This is a genomic window from Fusibacter bizertensis (assembly GCF_029914245.1).
Classification (GTDB): Bacteria; Bacillota; Clostridia; order Peptostreptococcales; family Acidaminobacteraceae; genus Fusibacter_C; species Fusibacter_C bizertensis.
The window spans coordinates 19098-40230 of sequence record NZ_JARYZI010000011.1; the positions used below are offsets into that span (position 1 = coordinate 19098).

The window sequence follows — 21133 nt, forward strand, 5'->3', positions numbered from 1 at the left end:
CAACTTATCTACAGTATATAACTTTTCAAAAACAAATCAATGTAGAAAGCAAATATTATCAAGATAATTTGCCTTCAATTTCCTCAAGTGTTACTGGTTTAGAAAAATAATACCCTTGCCCTATATCGCATTGATTATCTTCAAGATATTTTAGTTCACTTTCTAATTCGATGCCCTCTGCTATAACTTGAAGCTCAAGTGCTTTACAAAGGCTAATGATTGTAGAGACAATAACCTTAGCAGATTTACTATGATTCATCTGCTCAATAAATGAACGATCAATTTTAACACTATCTATAGGGAGTTTTACTAAGTAGCTAAGGGATGAATACCCTATTCCAAAATCATCTATGGAAACCTTAATGCCTCTAAGCTTAAGCTGTTGAAGTATAGAGATATTTTCTTCCATGTTCCTTATCACTACTCTCTCAGTAATCTCAAATTCTAAAAGCCCTGGTTTTATCTCATATCTTGAAAGTAATTCATCTACTTTTTTCAAAAAGTGTTTGCTCTCAAAGGTTTTTGAAGTCACGTTGACCGAGATTGGTTTAGCCATAATAGCTTGCTTTTCCCATTTGGTGAGGATACGACAGGCTTCCTCCATCACCCAAAAATCAATTTGTAAGATCACATCATACATCTCTGCAATTTCTATGAAATCCCCTGGATACATAAGACCCTTCTGTGGATGATTCCACCGAATCAAAGCTTCCATTTTAGCAACTTTTTTATCTTTCAGTTTGTAAAGAGGTTGATACATTAAGACAAATTCATCACTTCGTACTGCACGGTATAACTCATTGATCAAATTCTTCTGCTCATCCATAGTTTGATGTAACTTATTATCAAACCTGACGATTCTTTCACCGTCTAACTGTTTAGCATAATTTGTCGCTGCAAGCACTGAAAGGATAGGATCTTCATGGCTGTTCTCTAAACTACGCGTGTATATTCCCACATTAAAAAGCAAATTTAAAGTTTTGGTGTTTACTCTATAAGATTCTTCAAGTAAATCCAAGATTTGTTTGGCTCTTTTATATGATTGAATCATATTTTCATCAGAATCATGTTCCCAGCTAAGTTTCACTACTAGCGTATCTTCATCAAAACGATATACTCTATCCCCGTCAGTCAGCGTCGTTAAGATACGACTGTTAAATTCTTTCAAAATGGTATCTTCACATTCAAATCCATGTACTTCTTTTAAAAGTTGTAATCCTTCTACTTGAAACATGATTAGTGAAAACGATTCTATTGACTCGTTGTTTATAGATGCATTCATCTCTGCCTTCAATACATTTCTATTAAGTGCATGTGTAACTGGGTCAAAATAAGTTAAGGTTTTTATGGTTTCCATAAGTTTATTAAAGCTCAACCCTAGATGTGCAATTTCATCCTTAGTTGTCGGGATGAAATGTACATTGAAGTCACCTTCTGATCCCTTCTCTACTAATTGATTTAATTCCAAAATAGGACTTGTATACTTCTTAATCATGGACCACGTCAGTGTGAGTGCCATAATAGATATAATTACACCTACAGAGGTAAGAATGATCAATACATCTCTTAATTTATTTACAATCAGTTGCTTTTTAATTGCAATATAGATTTTCCATTTTGTTCCTACAATTGATTTGTAACAAACATAGTAATGAGTTCCTTCAAGTTCAAACTCACCACTTCCACTTTCAAAGGCTTCTCTCGCCTTTATAAACGCTGAAAAATTCTCATAGTCCAGATCTTCCGTTGCCAAACTAAAAAGGTTTTTTTCATTGATTTCTTTATGATTTCCTGATGCCATTACTACAGATCCTTCATTTGATATAATGAAAGTATCATTAGTAGTATTTAGGCTTCTAGTGGATATGTATTGCTGAAGTAAAGACATGTCAAGTCTGGCTATAAGTGCACCTACTACTCTATCTGCATCAATTATTGGTACAGCTGCAACGATTACATTTTCACCTGTTTTTCGACTAATTATTACTTCTGAAATGCTTCTATTTCCCGTCAGAGCTTTCTTTATATATGGCCGATCACTTAAATCTATCTTATCACCATCTATATAGTGTGCTATCCCAAGTAGATCAATCACAGCTACATTTTCATAATTGGGATTAATTTGCTTGGAGATGACATCAAGTTGTGCCTCCATATTCATGGTTTTAACCAAAGTATGATCTGCTAACTTTTCAAGTGGTGCAAGATAACCATCTATAAAGTTTTTAAGATACCATGCTGAATCGTCTGCAGAACTGTGCATTGACTCCATGATCGTATTTTCAAGTGAGCTTCTATAAACATTAAATGCACCAAAAAACATTATGGTAATTAAGCTTATCAACAACAAACTGGAAAACAATGTAACTTTTACTCTTAAACTTCTCACGTGCACCTCTTGGATTTAGAATTAGACTTCATTTTAACTGTTATCTGCTATGTATAGTAGAGCTGGATTATAAAATTTGACTATTTTAGCCTCATAAACGTAATTATACGGTAGATTATATAATTATTTTAGTTTTATTTCAACAACTAATTTGATAAATTAATTGATATCCCATCACTTTTTTGTAACATTTTTACAATTGAATTACAGTAAACAAAAAAATCCCCTTTTCATAAGTCACTTAGATTGATGAAAAGGAGAATAAAATTAACTATGAACTTTTGCGTTTATTGTGCAGTCCAGCTTTTATACTCATCGTCAGTCGCTAGTACCATATGTTGTCCGTTAATGGTATGATAACTTCCTAGATCATAATCTACATCTTTACCATCGTAGTATGTCCGCTGGCGATATCTCTCAACATGAGGATTTGGATGTGGAACCGCTGATAATAGCGCACGTGTATAAGGATGCACGGGATTGTTATAGATGTCATCAGATAGTCCAATCTCTACAATCTTTCCCCTATGCATTACCGCTATCCTGTTACTGATATAACGTACCATAGAAAGGTCATGTGCAATAAAGATATACGTTAGTCCCCTTTCATTTTGCAACTTTTTAAGTAAGTTCACAACCTGTGCCTGTATGGATACGTCAAGCGCACTGATTGCCTCATCACAGATCACAAATGATGGTGACATAATAAGTGCTCTTGCTATACCGATACGTTGTCTCTGACCACCAGAGAACTCATGGGGATATCTATGCGCATGCTCTCTACTTAGTCCAACAGTTTCAAGCATCTGATAAACCATCTCCTCTCGTTCCCCAGCACTATTATAAAGCTTATGGATATCGAGTCCTTGAGCGATGATATTCATCACCGTTTTTCTTGGATTTAAAGAAGCCATAGGATCTTGGAAAATCATCTGTAGTTTCGTTCTTAATAACCTTTTGGTTTCATCATTCATCTTCCCGGTAAGTTCTTTACCTTCAAATTTCACACTACCAGATGTTGGCTCATATAATTTGATCAGACTTCTACCTGTTGTAGATTTACCTGAACCACTTTCACCTACTATACCAAATGTCTCACCTCTAAAAACTTTAAAGGATACATCATCAACTGCTTTTACAGTAAATTTCCTATTCATTTTAAAATACTGTTTTAAGTTGCTTACTTCTAATATCACATCATTTTGATCCATATGCCAATGCCTCCTTTGCCATCGCCTGAGCTCTCTTCTTAAGACTTTCAGGCATCTCAACTTTTGGAGCACGTTCATCTAAAAGCCACGTTGCAGCATAATGCGTATCTGTAATTTTAAATAACGGTGGCTCTTCCTCAAAATCAATTTTTAGTGCATATTCACTTCTAAGTGCAAAGGCATCGCCTTTTGGCGGATACAGTAAATTAGGTGGTGCTCCTGGAATTGAATATAGGTCTATATCTTTGTTCGCCATATCAGGTACGGAAGCAAGTAGCCCCCAAGTATATGGCTGAGCTGGCGACATAAATATCTCCTCTACAGTACCGTATTCTATGATTTTTCCTGCATACATCACCGCAACCCGATCAGCCATATTAGCTACAACACCTAAATCGTGAGTGATAAAGATAATCGATAGTCCAATTTGCTTTTGAAGTGACTTAATAAGTTCCAGTATCTGAGATTGAATTGTCACATCAAGCGCTGTAGTCGGTTCATCTGCTATCAAAATTTTGGGTTCACATGCTAAAGCAATTGCGATTACAACTCTTTGTCTCATTCCACCACTTAATTGATGTGGGTACTGACGATATCGTTCTTCTGGGTTTGTAATACCCACCAGTTCTATAAGTTCTAGTGTGCGAAGCTTAGCATCATGCCTTTTAAGTTTAGTATGTTCTAGCACCGCTTCTTTGATCTGTTTACCTATTGTCATCGTTGGGTTAAGTGACGTCATAGGATCTTGGAAAATCATAGCAATCTCTTTCCCTCTAAAGGCAACAAATTGCTTTTTAGTCAGTTTGCATAGATCTACACCTTTATATAGAGCCTCTCCAGATGCGATTTCTCCATTTTTAGCTAGAATCCCCATTAGAACTTTTGTAGTTACAGACTTACCTGAACCACTTTCGCCGACGATGGCAAGTGTCTCACCTTTATATAGATCAAAACTTGCACCTCTAATCGCTTGTACATTGCCATTATGCGTTTTAAAATTGACACATAAATCCTTAACATCTAATATTTTTTCCTTCATCTGAGCCCCCTAGTGCTGTTTCATCTTAGGATCAAAGGAATCTCTCAATCCATCTGCCAATAAATTGAACGACAACATCAAAAGCGCAAGTACTATCACTGGCGGTAAAATAATATGTGGATATACCAGTATCGATTTATAGCCATCATTGATTAAAACACCCAAACTTGCTAGTGGTGGTTGTAAACCCAATCCAATAAAAGCCAAGAATGACTCATAAAATATAGCATTTGGGACAGAAAACATACTCATGATGATGACTTGTCCAAATATATTTGGCAGTAAATCTTGCATTAAAAGCATTCCTGTAGAAGCGCCCATGGTCTTTGATGCAAGTATAAAGTCCAGTTCTTTTAGTTTTAGCACTTGGGACCTAACCACTCGACTCATACCGATCCATCCTGTGATGACCAGCGCTAAAGATATTGATAAGATTCCAGGGTTAAGTACGATTACAAATAGAGTAACGATTACGAGATTGGGAATTCCACTGAGAATCTCTATAAATCGTTGCATGACGTTATCTACATTTCCCCCTACATATCCTGATATGAGACCATATCCCATGCCTATAAACATATCGATCACAACTGCAAGCATTGCTATATAGATCGATACTCTTGTACCTACCCAAGTTCTTGTCCATAGGTCTCTTCCTAAGTTATCTGTTCCAAACCAATAGTAGACATCATCAAGTCCTTTCTCCACATAGACATTCTTTCCACTTCGTTCACCATCAAATATACCTAGTTTTTCAATCACTGGAATACGTGGTGGTAAGTTGATATGATTATCTACTTTACTCTTATATGAATGTTCATTCATCATGGGACCAAAAAAAGCCATAAATGTAATGATGGCTATAAGTATCATCCCAATCACTGCACCTCTATTTTCGATAAACCTTAGATAGACATCTTTCCAAAAGCTTACCCCTTCATATACGACATCCTTTTGAAAATCTTCTGTGCTGAGTATACGTTCGAACTTATCAACTTGACTCATGATTGACCTCCTTTACTGACGCGAATTCTAGGATCGATAATGCCATAAAGGATATCAATGAAGAGTTGCATAAGAATATAAAATATACTGTAATAGAAAGAAACCGCAATGATGATGTTAAAATCATTTACACTAATGGCTGTAACCAATAAATCACCAATCCCTGGTATACCAAAGACGCGTTCAATAACAAGTGAGCCCGTCATCAAACTAACCGTTAACGGTCCAAGAACAGTTACAACTGGGATTAACGCATTTCTCATTGCATGTCTAAAAATTATCTTTTTTGAATTGAGTCCTTTAGCTTCTGCTAACAAGACATAGTCTGAGCCAAGAACTTCTACAAGTTCTGTTCTCATAAACCTTGCTACCGTTGCAATAACGAACATCGAAAGTGCAATTGTAGGTAATATACTTGATTTGAAAGGTTTATAAAGATCAAAAGTCATCGGAAAGTAAGAGACGCCTGTGGCTTTCGTCAATTTATACCCCAGAAAATAACTGAGTCCAAGAGCAAATACATAAGAAGGGATAGATATGCCTAGCACTGAGAATGCGGTGGTCATCGTATCCCAGATTGTATTTCTATTGAGTGCAGCAATTGAAGCAAGAATTACACCGACTACTGAACCCAGTATCAATGCTTGAAGTCCAAATCGAATAGAAAGTGGCAACCTTTTATCGATGATCTTAGAAACTTCTGCATTCTTCTCAATGGCATAAGAAACACCAAAGTCGCCTTTAGTGATCACATTGATCATAAAAGTCTTATACCTTACTGGTAACGGTTGATCTAGACCATACTTTTCATATAGAATTTCCTTTTGACTATCCGAGAGTTTTTCGTCGTTAAACGGTGAACCCGGCATAAACTCTAGGAGTACGAAAAGCAAAGTCAAAATGGTTAATAGTGTAACGATGGCAATTGCCAAACGTCGTCCAATATATTTAATCATGGTCGGCTCCCATTCTGATTGTCTTTATTAGTTTAAATACAAAATCTGAGGCGACACCTAAAGTGCGCCTCAGATAGGTATAGCTTATTCCTTTACGTTTTAAACTTATTAGTCTGCGATTTTTACATTTTTATAGATAAATGGCGTACCAATCGCATGTGGTTCAATTCCTGTAACCTTAGGATTGATCAAGTAAGAGTAACCCGCTTGATAAAGTGGTGCGATACCTGCAAACTGATCAAGTAGGATATCCTCAGCTTCTTTCATCGCTTCCCATCTTCCAGCAGCATCAGCTGCTAATGTTGTCGAACTTGCTTTAACTAACTCGTCATACTTTTCATTAGTAAAATTAGGCGTATTACTTGAACCACCTATTAAGAAAAGTTCGAGGTATGTTAGTGGATCTGCATAATCTGGACCCCATCTAGTAAGACCTACTTGGAAGTCGCCTTCACGCATGATTTCTAATCTGTTTTTCTTAGGTTGTGCTTTTAAACTTACTGTTAAACCTGGCAAATTTGCTTCAAGTTCTGCTTGAATAAACTCAGCCATCTTCTTAACTGTTTCTGAATCATCAAATAAAATCTCGATGTTGGTTTCAGTGATACCGAGTTCAGTTTTAGCGGTATCCCAATATTTTTGTGCAGCAGCTACATCAAAAAGACCATAATCGTTTTTACTTGTCTCTCTAAAGTCCTTGCCATCTGGACCAGTAGCAAGACCGGTTGGTACGATAAAGTTAGCAACACTTGAACCATCGTTTAAAATATTAGCAACGATGTTTTCTTTATTAATTGCATGTTGAAATGCCTTTCTTGCGTTGAGGTTTGAAAAGATTGGATCATCGTTGTTAAGTGAAGCATACCATACATATGAAGCATCGATTTGTGTGTATGCTGAGTTGTCTTTATAATTATCCACGAGTTCAGCAGTTAATTTAACAACGTCAAGCTCATTGCTATCAAATTGAAGTGCTGAGGTTTGCGGATCTTTGATTACTCTATAATCAATTGCTCCGATTTCAACTGCTGCAGCATCATAGTAAGTTTCGTTCTTTACCAATTTAAAGCCATATCCCTTATTCCATTCAGCCATCTTATAAGGTCCGTTTGCAATTAAACCTTCTGGTGATTGGGCATAGTCCGTTCCTTTTTCAGTTACAAAGGCTTCGTTTAAAGGAAAGAATGGTGCAAAAGCTGTTAGTGATAAGAAATATGGTACAGTTCTATCAAGCGTAACTACTAATGTTTTATCATCTTTAGCAACTACGCCTAGATCAGTTAGTGGTTTTTCTCCAGCAGTTACTGCTGCGGCATTTACGATGCCTGCTACTTCAGCAATAAAGCTATACTCACTTGCTGTTGTCGGATCAACTAAACGTCTCCAGCTATAAACAAAATCATTAGCAGTTACTGGTGTACCGTTAGTCCACTGTGCATCTCTTAAGTTAAAGGTATACGTTAAGCCATCATCGCTTACTGTATAATCTTTTGCAATAGCAGGAATTAAACTTCCAGCTTCATCCATAGAGTAAAGACCTTCAATCATTGCAGCAATTACTTCAAATGACAAACCATCTGTTGCAATGTTTTGATCCACTGAAGGTAAATCGACATCTACAGCGATACGAAGTGTTTTATCTGCTGTTGGAGTAGTTGCTTCTGTAGCCCCATTTGCATTTGTTGTCTCCATGGTTGTATCATCTTCTTTTTTAGCACAGCCAGAAAACATACCAACCGCTAGAACAAGGATGAGTAATAAAGAAATTAATTTTTTCATAATTTTCCCCCTCTTTTTTATCTTTATTTTGTGGATTATACCATCACTGAATATACTCGTCAATCAAAATCGTGTCTTTTTTGCAATAAAGTTGTTGCGAAAGCTTCAATTGTCTGGCAATTTTCGCGCGTTTACACTATTTTTGTACTCTATTATGCAATTTCAAACATAGTTATCTTGCAATTTTACAGTTTGAAATTTATTGACAAATATATAAATATTTTTTTATATATAATAGAAATAATTTTTTATAGCAACAATTGTTTTTAACTTTTTTATCATGTTCATAGTTTGTTTACGATTACTTTAACTTCTATCTATTCTCATATGTTATTTTTTAATAAGCGAAAACTTTAAGCATCTAATTTGGAGGATAAATATTATGTTTTTTGATGAAGTAAATGATGCAAAATATAAAGAAGTCTTTGAAAGCGTATACGCCCTACTTTCAAGTAGCATTGAAGAAAATCCTGAAAAATCAAAACTAAATCTTGAAAGACAGCTTGAAGATTTATATTTTCAAGAAGGAAATGATTGGCTTGGTCGTTCAGAACATCAGGCAATCACAATTTCTGCTACCATAGCTGCATGTGAAATTTTGTTACTTGAACTTAAATGAGAATATCAAAAAATCAAAAAGGTGTTTTGCTCCTCTAAAATTAGATTTGCAACAACACCTTTATATTTTTTATATGTTTTTTTATTTGATTTTAGCATCTTACATTTTTACGTTTAAATCCTATTCTACCTTTACTTGCAGCTTTCATAATAGCTTCATATGCATTTGAGAGTTGTTCTGAATTTTTCCCTGTACCAACAGTCACTTCTCCTATTGCTTTAGCTGTTTCCAAGGCTTCTTTATGAAGCGGTTTATATGAGACTCCTACTGCAGCTAAAAAACGATACATAGCATATTGCGTTCGAACTGGACTATCAACAATCTCTTCTTTTAATTTCATCAAGAGTGCATTGATTTTTTCACGGTCAAACGCTTCGTCTTTTCTTGAACCTATGAGCCAATCATAAGTACTCCATCCAGCCGACATCTTCAGATCATCTCCGCTTGCTATAAAGTCATCAGCTACTTCTTGAGCAAAATCTGTCTCTGCAAGAGTAACTGCAACGATAAAATCAGAAATCATATAAAAATAAGCGCCTTCCATCCATCTATGAAAATCAGCTGGCGTCATCTCTTTCACATTAGCAATCATACCTGCGAGATACATCGCATCATAATTGCAAGTTGCATAAAGCTTTTCAGCTATTTCCTGATCATTTTTAAGTTTTTTTGCAAGCGGTTTCATTGCACCTGTAGCAGCGCCAAAAAGTGGTTCTCTAGCCCCTTGACTCATATAGTATTTTTTCATTCGATCACTACCTAGTGACTCCAGTGCATACATTATTTCTTTAAATTCCATTAGTGCCTCCATTTGTAACAATCCATCATCTTATATATACAAAATTTTCATCAGTCGAATGGTGCGATGAAAACATATAATCCATTGCCACGATATTTTTTAAAGCTTCACGATCAACAGGCTTTACTTTTGCAACTGCTCTCATATACTTTCCTCTCGCCATTTTAGCATAAGTCGCTACTGTTACTAGTTTATCATCTCTTTGCTCTAAAAACTCAATATTGATAAAACATTTCTTTTTTCTAAGACGACTTATATCTATGAGTTTAGTGTATTCTTCTGATGCTAAATTGATCACACATTTTGCTTCATTATGAATTAGATAATCTGTAACTCTTTTACGCCATACCTCTGTTAAATTTTCAATCGCTCCTTCAAGTGAATTGTTCAGATCGAGGCGATAAGGTGTGATCAACTGTGCAGGCGAAACAACACCATACAATGCTGATAATATAAGCAAATGATCATCTATAAATGCTCTTTCCTTATCTAATAATGTTGCATACTCAATATTTTTAAACACAAGGCCTTCAAATAATGCCATGCTACTAGCAACACGTTTGTCGCGGTTAAGGCTTTGTGCTAATTCAACAACCTTATCACTTGTTTTATATAGGTTTTTAAGGGTCTCTTGATCAAGCTTTTGAAGCGCGTTTCTCAGCGATGACACAGTTCTCGCTGAGGTTAGCACCCTGCTAGGTTTTGTATGATCAAGTGCTTTTATATTCATCGTTTTACTTGGACTGATTAAAAAAATCATTGGTTCTCCTACTTATTTATCAATTTGTTCAAATTGTTTTTTTCTTCTGTAGTTAAGACATCTTCTAAAGAATTTGGCTTTTTAGCGCTAAGTTCTTTTGTCGTTTCTCTTAGTTTTTCTTCTGCTACCTCAACTGCTTCTTTCAATTCCCTTGCAGATAGAAGCCCCGCACCTGCACCTCTGATAATCATCTGTTGAAGACCATCAGAGGTTGCAACAATCACGCGATATTTCGACTGATTTTGATGTGCAAATTTTTCGATATATAAATCTGCAGTTTGAGATTCACTTGTAAAAACCACACTTATATTTTGATATTTAATCACTTCTTCACGTCTACCTTCTACGCGATATGCATCGAAAACAACGATGATTTCACATCTTCTAATGCTTTGATAATTACTGAGTATATCTAACAGTTTCGCTCTAGCGCTGTCTAAGCCTACATCTGAAAGTGCTTTTAACTCTGGCCATGCGAAGATGATATTATAACCATCCACTAAAAGATATTCTTCTTTAGTTTCCATCTGTTTTCCAACAAATCTCGTAGGCTCACTATAACTTTCTCTACTTGTTTTATTTCTCTTCCACATGGACTTTCTGCCTTGATTTGCAAAAGCCGTGTTGTTAATGATGGCATCTATTTCTTCAAGACTCATCCACTGCTTTTGATCATCTGTTAACTGATGATCGTCTGAAAAATCAGTATGCTCTTCTTTCATATTTTCATGAGTATCTTTAAGAAAATTTTCTACATGCATATAGTTTGAAACTTCATCCCAAGGTACAATAAATCCAGTACCATGAGCACAAAATACCGAGCTGGTTGGATTATCAAAATCACGCTCAAGGTCATAAGCAATCTGTGCTATAACTTCCTCACTATTATGACACGATCCATAGCCATCAAGCGTTGCAAATAATCGTCCTTCGCCTTTGGTATATGCAATAACTTCCTTTTGATAGTTCTTCATGGTTGCCACAGGTGCACGTCCCTTTACTAAAGACATCTCGCCATCGGTATGCACAATTTCACAAGTCCCCATCATTTTTTCCACATCAGTCATAACTCTTCCAACCATTTTTTCAGGAAGTTCAATATGAAAACTATAATAGGGCTCTAGTAATACGGATTCTGCCTGCATAAGTCCTTGTCTTACAGCTCGATAAGTTGCTTCTCTAAAGTCTCCGCCTTCAGTATGTTTGTTATGTGCCCGTCCATTTACAAGTGTCACTTTGATATCTGTAATATTCGATCCAGCAAGCACACCTCTATGAGGTTTTTCATGTAAATGAGTCAGCACGAGTCTTTGCCAATTACGGCTTAGCTCATCTTCACTACAATTGAGTTCAAATGTAAGGCCACTTCCACGTTCACCGGGTTCAAGTAGCAGATGGACTTCAGCATAATGTCTTAAAGGTTCAAAATGTCCTACACCTTCAACACTGTTTACAATGGTTTCTTTATATACAATATGTCCTGCATCAAAGTTTATATCTACACCGAATCTTGACTTAACTAAACTTTGTAAAATTTCCAGCTGAACCTCACCCATGATTTGTGTTTGAATCTCTTTGAGCTCTTCATGCCAATTAAACTTGAACTCTGGTGATTCCTCCTCAAGTTGACGTAGCTTTGGCAGAAGTAACCTTGGATCGTATCCCTCAGGTAATACGATCCGATATGATAAAACAGGTTCAAGTATCGGTGTTATCTGATCGTGATTTTCTCCTATCACTTCACCGGCAATTGTTTGAGTAGGTCCAACTACAGCACATACGGTTCCAGCTTCCACCTCATTTATAGCTTCATACTTCTCGCCTGAATAAATCCGTATCTGATTGATTTTTTCATCCCCTGCTTTCGAAGTTATGCTATCCTTAACTTTTAGATATCCCCCTGTAATTTTCATATGCGTCAAGCGATTGCCTTGATCATCACGTGAAATTTTATAGACCTTTGCACTAAAGTCTTCTGGATATGGTTCTCTAACAGTATGTTTAGATAAGGCTTTCATAAATGCTTCAATGCCTTGAAGCTTCAAAGCAGATCCAAAAAAGCACGGGAATACTTTACGTTTATTTATCGCAATTTTAAGCTCTAGATCATCAATCTTGCCATACTCTAAATATTGCTCCATTAAGCCCTCATCACAAAGTGCAATTTGCTCTTGGAATTCTATATGATCATCATCTGCAAAACTAACACAACTTTCACCTAACTGTTTCTTTAGTGCTCTCATTAACCCTTTTTGATCTGTTCCATTTTGATCCATCTTATTGATAAATATAAAAACTGGAATTTTATAACTTTCAAGTAGTCGCCATAGCGTTTTCGTATGTCCTTGCACGCCATCTGCCCCACTGATCACTAAAATTGCATAATCAAGAACCTGTAATGTTCGCTCCATCTCCGCAGAAAAATCCACATGACCTGGTGTATCTAAGATTGTGACTTCAGTATCGTCTATTTCAAGTAGGGCTTGTTTTGAAAATATAGTGATCCCTCTCGCTTTTTCTAGTTCATAGGTATCTAGATAGGCATCCTTGTTGTCGACGCGTCCTAGCTTTCTAATCTTACCACTAAGAAAAAGCATACTTTCTGATAATGTTGTCTTTCCAGCATCTACATGTGCCAGTATACCAATTACTAGTTTCTTCATAAAATATATAAATCCTCTTCTATTTAAAAGTCTTAGCTCAATTTATTTTACCATTTATTGATCCATACTTATATTATATCGCAATATAGAGATTTTACTTAGTTTTTTACGATAAAATACGTATAACGACTGCATAAGTTTAAAGCAGTAGTCAAAAAACGCCAAATAGAAATAAGTTCTAAGTGACGTTTTCTTTAACAAATCATTTGAAGTTATACCCAACATTTATAGCGTCAAAACTGCTGAATTGAATCGAAAATATCCGCCTGAAATAGGCTTAAGTCTTTATACCCATAATACCTAACATAGATTACCTTCCCACCAATTCTACCGAAAAACATCTGAGATTCTTCTGATTTAATAATTACAGCTTGGTCAAAATCCGTCTCTAAAATCTCATGGTACTCATAAGGTCTATAGCGATAAAATTCTAATTCATCATCAATTAAATCTTCCATTAGTCTACTTGATAAAAATTTGAATTTAATTTCATAAAACTCTGTTGATATGGATGGTGAATATATGCCAGAATCATCATTCCACTTCTTATCTTTTACACTACCTCGCTCTGACACCTCATAGATCTCAGTGCCAATACCAGACCAACTGTATGAAATAAAACCCCCAAAATCTTTTCCACTTCGCTCGGCGATACTGTGTTCGATTTCAAATTTATCACTGGTTTCTATACTTGTTAAACGAATGGCAGGTACTTGTCCAGAATAATCCATGAGATTTTGATCCCAATCCGCAGCCATCCCATAAATAGAGGAAAAAATTGTAACAAGTGAAAATAGCATAATTAAACCATTAAAGGCATAGGGGATATAATTTGTGTGATAATGCCTTTTATGCCTTAGTGAAACGCCTGATTGAAGTTGTTTTGTCAGTTTATTTATCTTATTTCTACTACTAATAATTTGACTGAGTGAATAAAACATAGCCAAGCATATCATGACCATAAACGAAGTCTGTCCATACTTTACTGCATATAATACAGGATTAGGCGTTAAAACGATAGAAAACAGTATCATTCCTATGATCCATATAGCTGCAATTATCGAAGCCAAGTAAGCAAATTTTAATTTTTTATTTAAAAGTTCAAAGGTATAACTTTGAGTTATGGGATCGGTATGAAGTTCTTTGGGATTTTCTATAATGCTTCTAAATACGCGAAATGCGTGAGATATCGTGCATACATAAATCCAACCTTCCTCTTCATAATACGCAATCATTTCATCACTTGGTGCACGCTGCGTTTTAGTGACTGGTTCAAGCCTATAAACAGTTTTTTGTGGACTGTCTTTTTGAAAATGTGCAAAAAAGCCAACTTTCTTAATAAAAAGTCCCTTCTCAGCCATCATGCTAAAATAACTTTCAACTTCAGCAATATCATAGATATTTACAGGCAATAGCTTTTTGATATATTTCATCTTGTAGCCTCACTTTCTCCATCTACAACACATGCTTTTAATCTGTCCAGCTCAGCATGGTACAGATCGATACCTTTGCTAGTAATTCTATAAGTTCTCTTTCTTCCTTCAACAGCAGTTTCTTCGATAAGACCTTCCTCTTCATACCTTGACAAAATTGTATATAGAGTCCCTGGCCCCAACTTTACTCTACCGCCTGTTATGCTTTCAACAAATGAATTAACATCTATGCCACACATCTCTTTTTTTAAGAAAGCCATCAATATGTAAAACATACTTTCTGTTAGACCATCAAAAGCTTTTTTGGCCATCTCTATCCCTCCACACAACTCAATATCGTTTATTGATATCATCTATAGATATCATAATATTATTTATCGATATTGTCAAATAAAATTGAGCCATTTACCCCTTACATTATGTCATAACCGAGTTTTGAATTTTCAAAAAAAAAGTCAGTTTATGTTACAACTGACTTTTACTCTAAATTTAATTACTCTAGATCCTTTATTTTAAAATTACGGTTACTACTAGTACAATAAGCGCAGGTAATGCCTGTTTAATTAAGATTGATTTTGATGTTGTTAATCCACCATATACGCCTGCTGTAACGACACATCCCAAGAAAAATACACTTATGTTACGAACTAATTTGATCTACTTGTCAGCATAATTGTGTCATATGAGAAATCAATAACCGACTTTAACCAGTTGGGTAAATTAGGATATAACTCAGCAACTTGTGCCTTAAAAAGTTCCAAAGATGTTGAAAAATATTCAATCCCTATATCACCTTTATAATCTTTCTTGAAGAGAGCAAGTTTACCATGTGCAATATCTCCCATAGCGATGTCAGTTGCACTAGCATAGCCTCCAATAGCTAGAGTATGTGCAAATGCTGCGCCTCCAACTGCTACGCTATATGCAACTGCTATACCACCAAAAGAGAAGAGACCTGAGACTGCAAGTCCACCCAATGAGCAGATCAAACTTATTGCAGCGCCTCCCAAAGCAACTACTCCTAGACCAAGTGCACCAATTGATATCAGACCCGCTGAGACTGCTCCAATTGCAACTAAACCAACTGCAAAATCGCCAATAGCGATTACACCTTTTGCCAACTTAAAACTTCCAAGTTGGATATCAATAATTGGCAACCCCATAAAAGTCTTGTCACTTTTATAGCTGTAATGTATGCTAGACCTTCTTCTCGTTGATTGCATAGGCTTAAGTTCTGAAGGATCAATATTTTCAATAAACTCTTTTGCTACATTTTCTGGCTCACCCAAAATTGAAATGGGATCTTCTACACCATGAAATTCTTCAAGTCTATTGATGATATCTTCTTTAATTCTGTTCTTGTACTTTTGATTAACTGGAATTAAAGAAACTACTTTTGAAGCGTATTTTATATTGGCTTTGTTATTCATCCTTTTCACCTATCCTTTCAACATCTGATTTGTAATCTTACTAAATTGTAGCCACTCTTCTTTCATCTCACTTAAGTGAAGTACACCTTCTTTTGTAATCCGATAGTATTTTCTAGGAACAGCACGTTCTGTCCCCTCTGTTTTTCGGTAACTTTCGATAAACCTTTTATCTTCTAACCTGTAAAGTACCGGGTATAGAGAGCCTTCTTTTAACAAATAGTAGCCACTTGAAAGTGCGTCTAACTGACTGATAATTTCATAACCATAGGCATCGTTTTGAGAGAGAAGGTTTAAAACGATTATATCTAGGATTCCTTTTTTAAATTGCTTTTGAAGATTGTCCAATTCACGCCTCCTTTCATATATGCTTTCTTCTATGGATTATACTGACGTGTGATCTTAAAAAAATATCAAGATCTATTAAGTAATAGCATATACTATGTACTGAATTGTATTTAGTACTACTAAGTACATAGTAATACTTGAAATTTATATTGTCAATGTATAATAGCCAAAAAATAATAAAAAATCTTAAATAGTAAGTGACAATTTCAGTCGCTTCTTTTTAAGATTTTAGTTGAATCACATAAATTATAATCGGTTAAAGTCTTAAATTTATTGTTTTAAGATTGCTATGCATCCGATTTGTTTAGCTAATTTTTCATCATATGGCAGTACGACTGATGCACTTTTCTCCGGAAAGTGAATAGCGATAGCTTTTACCACTTCAAGATAATCCATATTCTCCTTTGAATGAATCTCAGTAATATAGGCTTCTTTTGTTTCATCTAGAGTCAAATTGATCTGGGCTTTTCTACCTTTTTCGTCAATTACTATTTTAAAATCATCTCCTGTTTTGTTGACTTTAGGTACTTCAATGTCTGTTGTTAACCGATCTACTTCTCTAAGGTGTGCTGTAGTTGTAAAGATATAGGAACGGCCCTCAAGTGGCTCCCACGTTTCAAAAAAAGATGGCACGCCTTTGATAATTCCAAACCAAGGTGTAAATACATCCTTTTCAAACCCAGATTTTCTCGCTAATCCCTGTGATTTAAAATTAGCCTGATTGATCTCTACAAATGAAACTGCCGCACGTTTTCTCATCTGATCGAGTAGATCTAAAGTTACCCAGTATCCCAATCCCATGTGTCTATATTTCTCCAACGTGTACATAAAACCTATTGAGTTGTCTTCATGAACAAGTACATAGCTGGCAAGTTCACCCTCTATATAAATTGCCGATGAAGGTCTATGAGAAATTGCATCACATATACGTTCAAATGATCCTTCATCTTTATACTCGTATCGGTCATTTATCCCTTTGGCCTCTGTAAGCGGCACTGGCACAATCTCATATGGTGCACCTAAACGCCAATCACTATCTAGGATTTTATCAGTAACATGTACAAAACGATCGGTTGGTTCATACCAGTGTAAAAGATGCTTAGTATATACAGACTTAGCGAGGTGATCTTCTACCGCTGCAAATCCATAAAAACCATCTTCTAATGACTCAACATGTGAAGCAATCACTTCTGTACTTCCAGAAATATAGTTAAAATATTCATGCTCACACCATACTGAAATAGTTGCCTCATCATAGTAAACGTTACTTTCCATGTTCTCCATAATCCCAATTACGTTAAAAGGAACGAACTTTTGCTTTTTTAGGTTTTCAATTATCATTTTTCTGTCAATTGCTAGTTTCATCTGTCCCCTCTATGTACCTATGTACATATATCAAATTACTTGTGTTTATCTTCCTTATCACTTATTCTACATATAATGAAAATTTCCTTTAATAAATTTGCTTTAGATGCATGGTTTTGATATCATATCTTATAATTTAAAACTATCTAAACTAGGAGCCTATCATGGAACATGAGCATAAACGTCGCGTTCGTTATAAAGGAACACATCCAAAATCGTATAAAGAAAAGTACAAAGAGCTTCAGCCAGAAAAATATGCTGAAGATGTCAATAAAATTATCCAAAAAGGTAGTACACCAGCTGGGATGCACATCTCTATCTGTGTCAATGAAATTTTGGAAATTCTAAAGATTAAACCAGGTGAAATAGGGCTTGATGCAACGCTTGGTTACGGTGGACATTCACTTGAGATGCTAAAACGGCTTGATCATAAAGGCAAACTTTATGCAACGGATGTTGATCCTATCGAATTGCCTAAAACTAAAGAACGTCTTGAAAACTTAGGTTTTGGAAGCGATGATCTCATCACAAAACAATTTAACTTCTCAAATATCGATAAGGTTGTGGAAGAATCAGGACCTCTAGATTTTGTACTTGCGGATTTAGGCGTATCTTCTATGCAGATTGATAATCCTGATCGTGGTTTCTCTTTTAAGATTGAAGGTCCTCTTGATCTTAGGTTAAATCCAAGTGTAGGTATCTCAGCAGCAGAACGCTTAAAGTCGATTACTAAAGATGAATTAATAGGCATGCTCATCGAAAATGCAGATGAACCCCATGCAGATATAATCGCTAGGGCAATTGTTGCTCATATAAAAAGAGGCAAACCACTTACGACAACAACGCATCTGAGACATATCATAGAAGAAGCACTAAACTTCTTACCTGCTAAGACAAAAGATTTTGATATCAAAAAATCATGCCAAAGAAGTTTTCAAGCACTTAGAATCGATGTAAATGAAGAGTTTGAAGTATTATATGAATTTTTAGAAAAACTTCCAGACGCTTTAGCCAGTGGCGGACGTGTTGCAATCCTTACGTTTCATTCTGGAGAGGACCGCTTGGTTAAAAAATCATTTAAAAGGCTTTTACGCGAAGGCGCATACAGCAGTATCTCTGAAGAACCCATTAGACCTTCTGCTGAAGAATGTAGCCGCAACGGCCGTGCTAAATCAGCAAAATTAAGATGGGCAATAAAAGCATAGTGCAAACAAAAGACCCCAAAGGGTCTTTTTTTATAAATCCTTGATATTCTTACGCTCAAGGTCTAAAAGTGCTGTCTTTCGCTCAAGACCTCCAGCATACCCTGTTAAACTGCCATCTTTGCCAAGTACTCTATGGCATGGAATAATGATGCTAATCGGATTGCGACCTATTGCCTGTCCAACTGCTTGTGATGACATAGATTTGAGGTTACGTCTTTCAGCAAGCTTTTGACTGATTTCACCATAAGTTATCGTTGTACCATAGGGAATTTGCATTAAAATATGCCATACTTCCTTTTGAAATGGTGTCCCATCTGGCTCTAGAGCAATTGTAAACTGATCTGTAGTTCCATTTTCATATGCTTTTAATTCGGCTTCAAGTTTCCGAACTGAGTTAAAACATTTCACATCTGCGATCCATTCAATCTCCCTCGGAATAAATGTTGGAAAATGCTTTTGCCCCGTAAACCAAAGCCCTTTTAATGCACCACTTTCATTTATCTGAGCTAACATTTCACCCCATCTTGAATTATATCTAAAGTAACGCGAATCATTCATTTTACTCACCTCATTCTATTAGCAATATCTATACTAAAGCTATATTTATTTAAGTCCATTAATCTTGTCAAAATGATCCTGCCAAATGGAAAATGTCAAATAACTTCGCCACGGCTCATACGCCTTAGCATACTCGGTAGCCGCCCTTGCATATTTTAAATTAGGGTCTAGATGTGGCGTAAGTTTTTGCTTAATGATCAAGTCAGATTCCAAAAAAACATCTGGCCAACTTAAGCTTCTCATTGCAACATATTGTGCTGTCCATATCCCTATTCCTTTGATTTTCATCAAACTTTCAATCAATTCATCAGGTCCTTTTGACTTTTCGAAGGAAATCTCTTGGTTTAACATACAGTCGACGACACTTGCAATTGCACGACCTCTTAATGAAATGATACCAAGGCTACCAAGTGTATCAACTATATTTAGGCCGCTCTCACGAAATTCTTTTGGGCTAGGGAAAAATCGAGAGAGTTCATCCCAGGGTGTTTGAGTTTTCTCTCCAAGATACGCGACCATTCTCCCTGATAATGTCGTGGCAGCTTTTACTGTAATCTGTTGTCCTATAATTGCTCTAAGCACAACCTCAAACCCATCAAAGCAACCAGGGAGCCTTATCCCTTTGTTTATGCCTTCTGGTAAAGCTTCTGGAATAGCATCTAAATCAAACGCCTTTTTAACGCTTTTAATCACTTGTAGAAGGACTTTTTCAAGACCTCGGCTCACTTTTACACTGATATGGTTTTGCTCAGGAACTGGTTTTACTTCTATATAGCCTTGATACAACTCTTCATTTAAGGCAACTCGCAGTGTTCTTCTATACACGTCAAATGCATCGACCCATTCTACTTGAGGAATCGCTCTTAGCTTAAAATAGTCCATCATTTGGCCCCATCTATAAGGCGGTCTATAAGCTATTTTGATAGTAATCCATTCTGTATTTTGTCTCTTTTTTTCTTTTCCCCGAATTTCACTTGGCGACATCTTGTATTTAGATTTCAATGCTTGATAAAACCTATTTGGACTTCCAAAACCTACAATACCGCTAATTTCAGTTGCACTTAAGTTTGTGTCTTGTAAAAGCCGCTTTCCATTTAATAATCTCTTTGTCATGATATATTGCTGAGGACTTATGCCAAGTGCATTATGAAATAGTCGATTCACATGCCTTGCGGTGATTCCAAAATAGTCTGCACTCTTTTGTACCAAGCCTGCACAATAGTTTTCCTCATCAAAGAAAGTCAATAGTTGCTTGATCATATAGTCACTTTGTTCAAATTCCGAGTATTCAGGCGCCATCTCTGGACGACATCGAAGACACGGTCTATAACCAGCCTGTTCTGCTTGATAAGCAGTTTCATAAAAATCACAATTTTCCTGTTTTGGTGGTGGTACTTTGCAGATCGGTCTACAGTATATTCCCGTCGTCTTAACAACTGTAAAAAAGACGCCGTCAAATCTTGAATCTTTCGATTTAATAATCTCATAACAACTTTGTTGAGATAGTTTCATACGATTCACCACTTTTATAATAAAAAAAGAGTATTATAACCAACTTTACTAATAGTTAGATTATA

At 35.9% G+C, this 21133-nt stretch carries 19 protein-coding genes; 2 read left to right on the plus strand and 17 right to left on the minus strand.

Going from position 1 to position 21133, the window contains the following annotated elements:
* Nucleotides 1-58 precede the first annotated feature (58 nt).
* The 6 genes from QE109_RS14145 to QE109_RS14170 all read right to left on the minus strand — a co-directional run bounded on the left by QE109_RS14145 (nt 59) and on the right by QE109_RS14170 (nt 8379).
* Entirely contained in the window at nt 59-2389 is a 2331-nt protein-coding gene (locus QE109_RS14145; protein WP_281095194.1) for a bifunctional diguanylate cyclase/phosphodiesterase, read from the minus strand.
* Between the two features lie 287 nt (nt 2390-2676).
* The gene (locus QE109_RS14150) at nt 2677-3600 is read right to left on the minus strand and encodes an ABC transporter ATP-binding protein (RefSeq protein ID WP_281095195.1); all 924 of its coding nucleotides are present in this window, start codon (nt 3598-3600) and stop codon (nt 2677-2679) included.
* On the minus strand, nt 3587-4639 hold the full coding sequence (locus tag QE109_RS14155) for an ABC transporter ATP-binding protein (protein WP_281095196.1): 1053 nt from the start codon (nt 4637-4639) through the stop codon (nt 3587-3589). The genes QE109_RS14150 and QE109_RS14155 overlap by 14 nt, the downstream gene beginning before the upstream one ends.
* A gap of 9 nt (nt 4640-4648) precedes the next feature.
* Nucleotides 4649-5644: an oligopeptide ABC transporter permease gene (opp3C, locus tag QE109_RS14160; protein ID WP_281095197.1), complete on the minus strand. Its 996-nt coding sequence runs from the start codon at nt 5642-5644 to the stop codon at nt 4649-4651.
* Nucleotides 5641-6600 carry an ABC transporter permease gene (locus QE109_RS14165; RefSeq protein ID WP_281095198.1) on the minus strand — a complete coding sequence of 320 codons (960 nt, stop codon included), beginning with the start codon at nt 6598-6600 and terminating at the stop codon, nt 5641-5643. Before QE109_RS14165 ends, opp3C begins: the two co-directional genes overlap by 4 nt.
* Nucleotides 6601-6708: 108 nt before the next feature.
* A complete protein-coding gene (locus QE109_RS14170; RefSeq protein ID WP_281095199.1) occupies nt 6709-8379 on the minus strand; it encodes a peptide ABC transporter substrate-binding protein in 1671 nt (556 codons plus the stop codon).
* A gap of 382 nt (nt 8380-8761) precedes the next feature.
* Between QE109_RS14170 and QE109_RS14175 the strand changes: the two genes are divergently transcribed.
* Nucleotides 8762-8998: a hypothetical protein gene (locus QE109_RS14175; protein ID WP_281095200.1), complete on the plus strand. Its 237-nt coding sequence runs from the start codon at nt 8762-8764 to the stop codon at nt 8996-8998.
* A 91-nt stretch (nt 8999-9089) separates the two neighbouring features.
* On the opposite strand, the gene QE109_RS14180 is transcribed toward QE109_RS14175, so the two are convergent.
* The 9 genes from QE109_RS14180 to QE109_RS14215 all read right to left on the minus strand — a co-directional run bounded on the left by QE109_RS14180 (nt 9090) and on the right by QE109_RS14215 (nt 17793).
* Nucleotides 9090-9797: a DNA alkylation repair protein gene (locus QE109_RS14180; RefSeq protein ID WP_281095201.1), complete on the minus strand. Its 708-nt coding sequence runs from the start codon at nt 9795-9797 to the stop codon at nt 9090-9092.
* Nucleotides 9798-9822: 25 nt separating this feature from the next.
* A complete protein-coding gene (locus QE109_RS14185) occupies nt 9823-10557 on the minus strand; it encodes a YaaA family protein (RefSeq protein WP_281095202.1) in 735 nt (244 codons plus the stop codon).
* A gap of 8 nt (nt 10558-10565) precedes the next feature.
* Nucleotides 10566-13220 (minus strand): translation factor GTPase family protein, encoded by a 2655-nt coding sequence (locus tag QE109_RS14190; RefSeq protein ID WP_281095203.1) that lies wholly within the window; start codon nt 13218-13220, stop codon nt 10566-10568.
* Nucleotides 13221-13453: 233 nt separating this feature from the next.
* Nucleotides 13454-14653: a DUF2812 domain-containing protein gene (locus QE109_RS14195; protein WP_281095204.1), complete on the minus strand. Its 1200-nt coding sequence runs from the start codon at nt 14651-14653 to the stop codon at nt 13454-13456.
* Nucleotides 14650-14964 (minus strand): PadR family transcriptional regulator, encoded by a 315-nt coding sequence (locus tag QE109_RS14200; RefSeq protein ID WP_281095205.1) that lies wholly within the window; start codon nt 14962-14964, stop codon nt 14650-14652. The genes QE109_RS14195 and QE109_RS14200 overlap by 4 nt, the downstream gene beginning before the upstream one ends.
* A gap of 196 nt (nt 14965-15160) precedes the next feature.
* The gene (locus tag QE109_RS17765) at nt 15161-15310 is read right to left on the minus strand and encodes a DUF1304 family protein (RefSeq protein ID WP_425365122.1); all 150 of its coding nucleotides are present in this window, start codon (nt 15308-15310) and stop codon (nt 15161-15163) included.
* Nucleotides 15301-16083, minus strand: a complete 783-nt coding sequence (locus tag QE109_RS14205; protein ID WP_281095206.1) for a hypothetical protein — start codon at nt 16081-16083, stop codon at nt 15301-15303. The genes QE109_RS17765 and QE109_RS14205 overlap by 10 nt, the downstream gene beginning before the upstream one ends.
* A gap of 9 nt (nt 16084-16092) precedes the next feature.
* Nucleotides 16093-16428 (minus strand): PadR family transcriptional regulator, encoded by a 336-nt coding sequence (locus QE109_RS14210; RefSeq protein ID WP_281095207.1) that lies wholly within the window; start codon nt 16426-16428, stop codon nt 16093-16095.
* Nucleotides 16429-16698: 270 nt separating this feature from the next.
* A complete protein-coding gene (locus QE109_RS14215) occupies nt 16699-17793 on the minus strand; it encodes a GNAT family N-acetyltransferase (RefSeq protein ID WP_281095208.1) in 1095 nt (364 codons plus the stop codon).
* Between the two features lie 164 nt (nt 17794-17957).
* Between QE109_RS14215 and rsmH the strand changes: the two genes are divergently transcribed.
* Entirely contained in the window at nt 17958-18998 is a 1041-nt protein-coding gene (gene rsmH, locus QE109_RS14220; protein ID WP_281095209.1) for a 16S rRNA (cytosine(1402)-N(4))-methyltransferase RsmH, read from the plus strand.
* Nucleotides 18999-19028: 30 nt separating this feature from the next.
* On the opposite strand, the gene QE109_RS14225 is transcribed toward rsmH, so the two are convergent.
* Nucleotides 19029-19556 carry a methylated-DNA--[protein]-cysteine S-methyltransferase gene (locus tag QE109_RS14225; protein ID WP_281095210.1) on the minus strand — a complete coding sequence of 176 codons (528 nt, stop codon included), beginning with the start codon at nt 19554-19556 and terminating at the stop codon, nt 19029-19031.
* A gap of 45 nt (nt 19557-19601) precedes the next feature.
* Nucleotides 19602-21068, minus strand: a complete 1467-nt coding sequence (locus QE109_RS14230) for a DNA-3-methyladenine glycosylase 2 family protein (RefSeq protein ID WP_281095211.1) — start codon at nt 21066-21068, stop codon at nt 19602-19604.
* Nucleotides 21069-21133 lie beyond the last annotated feature (65 nt).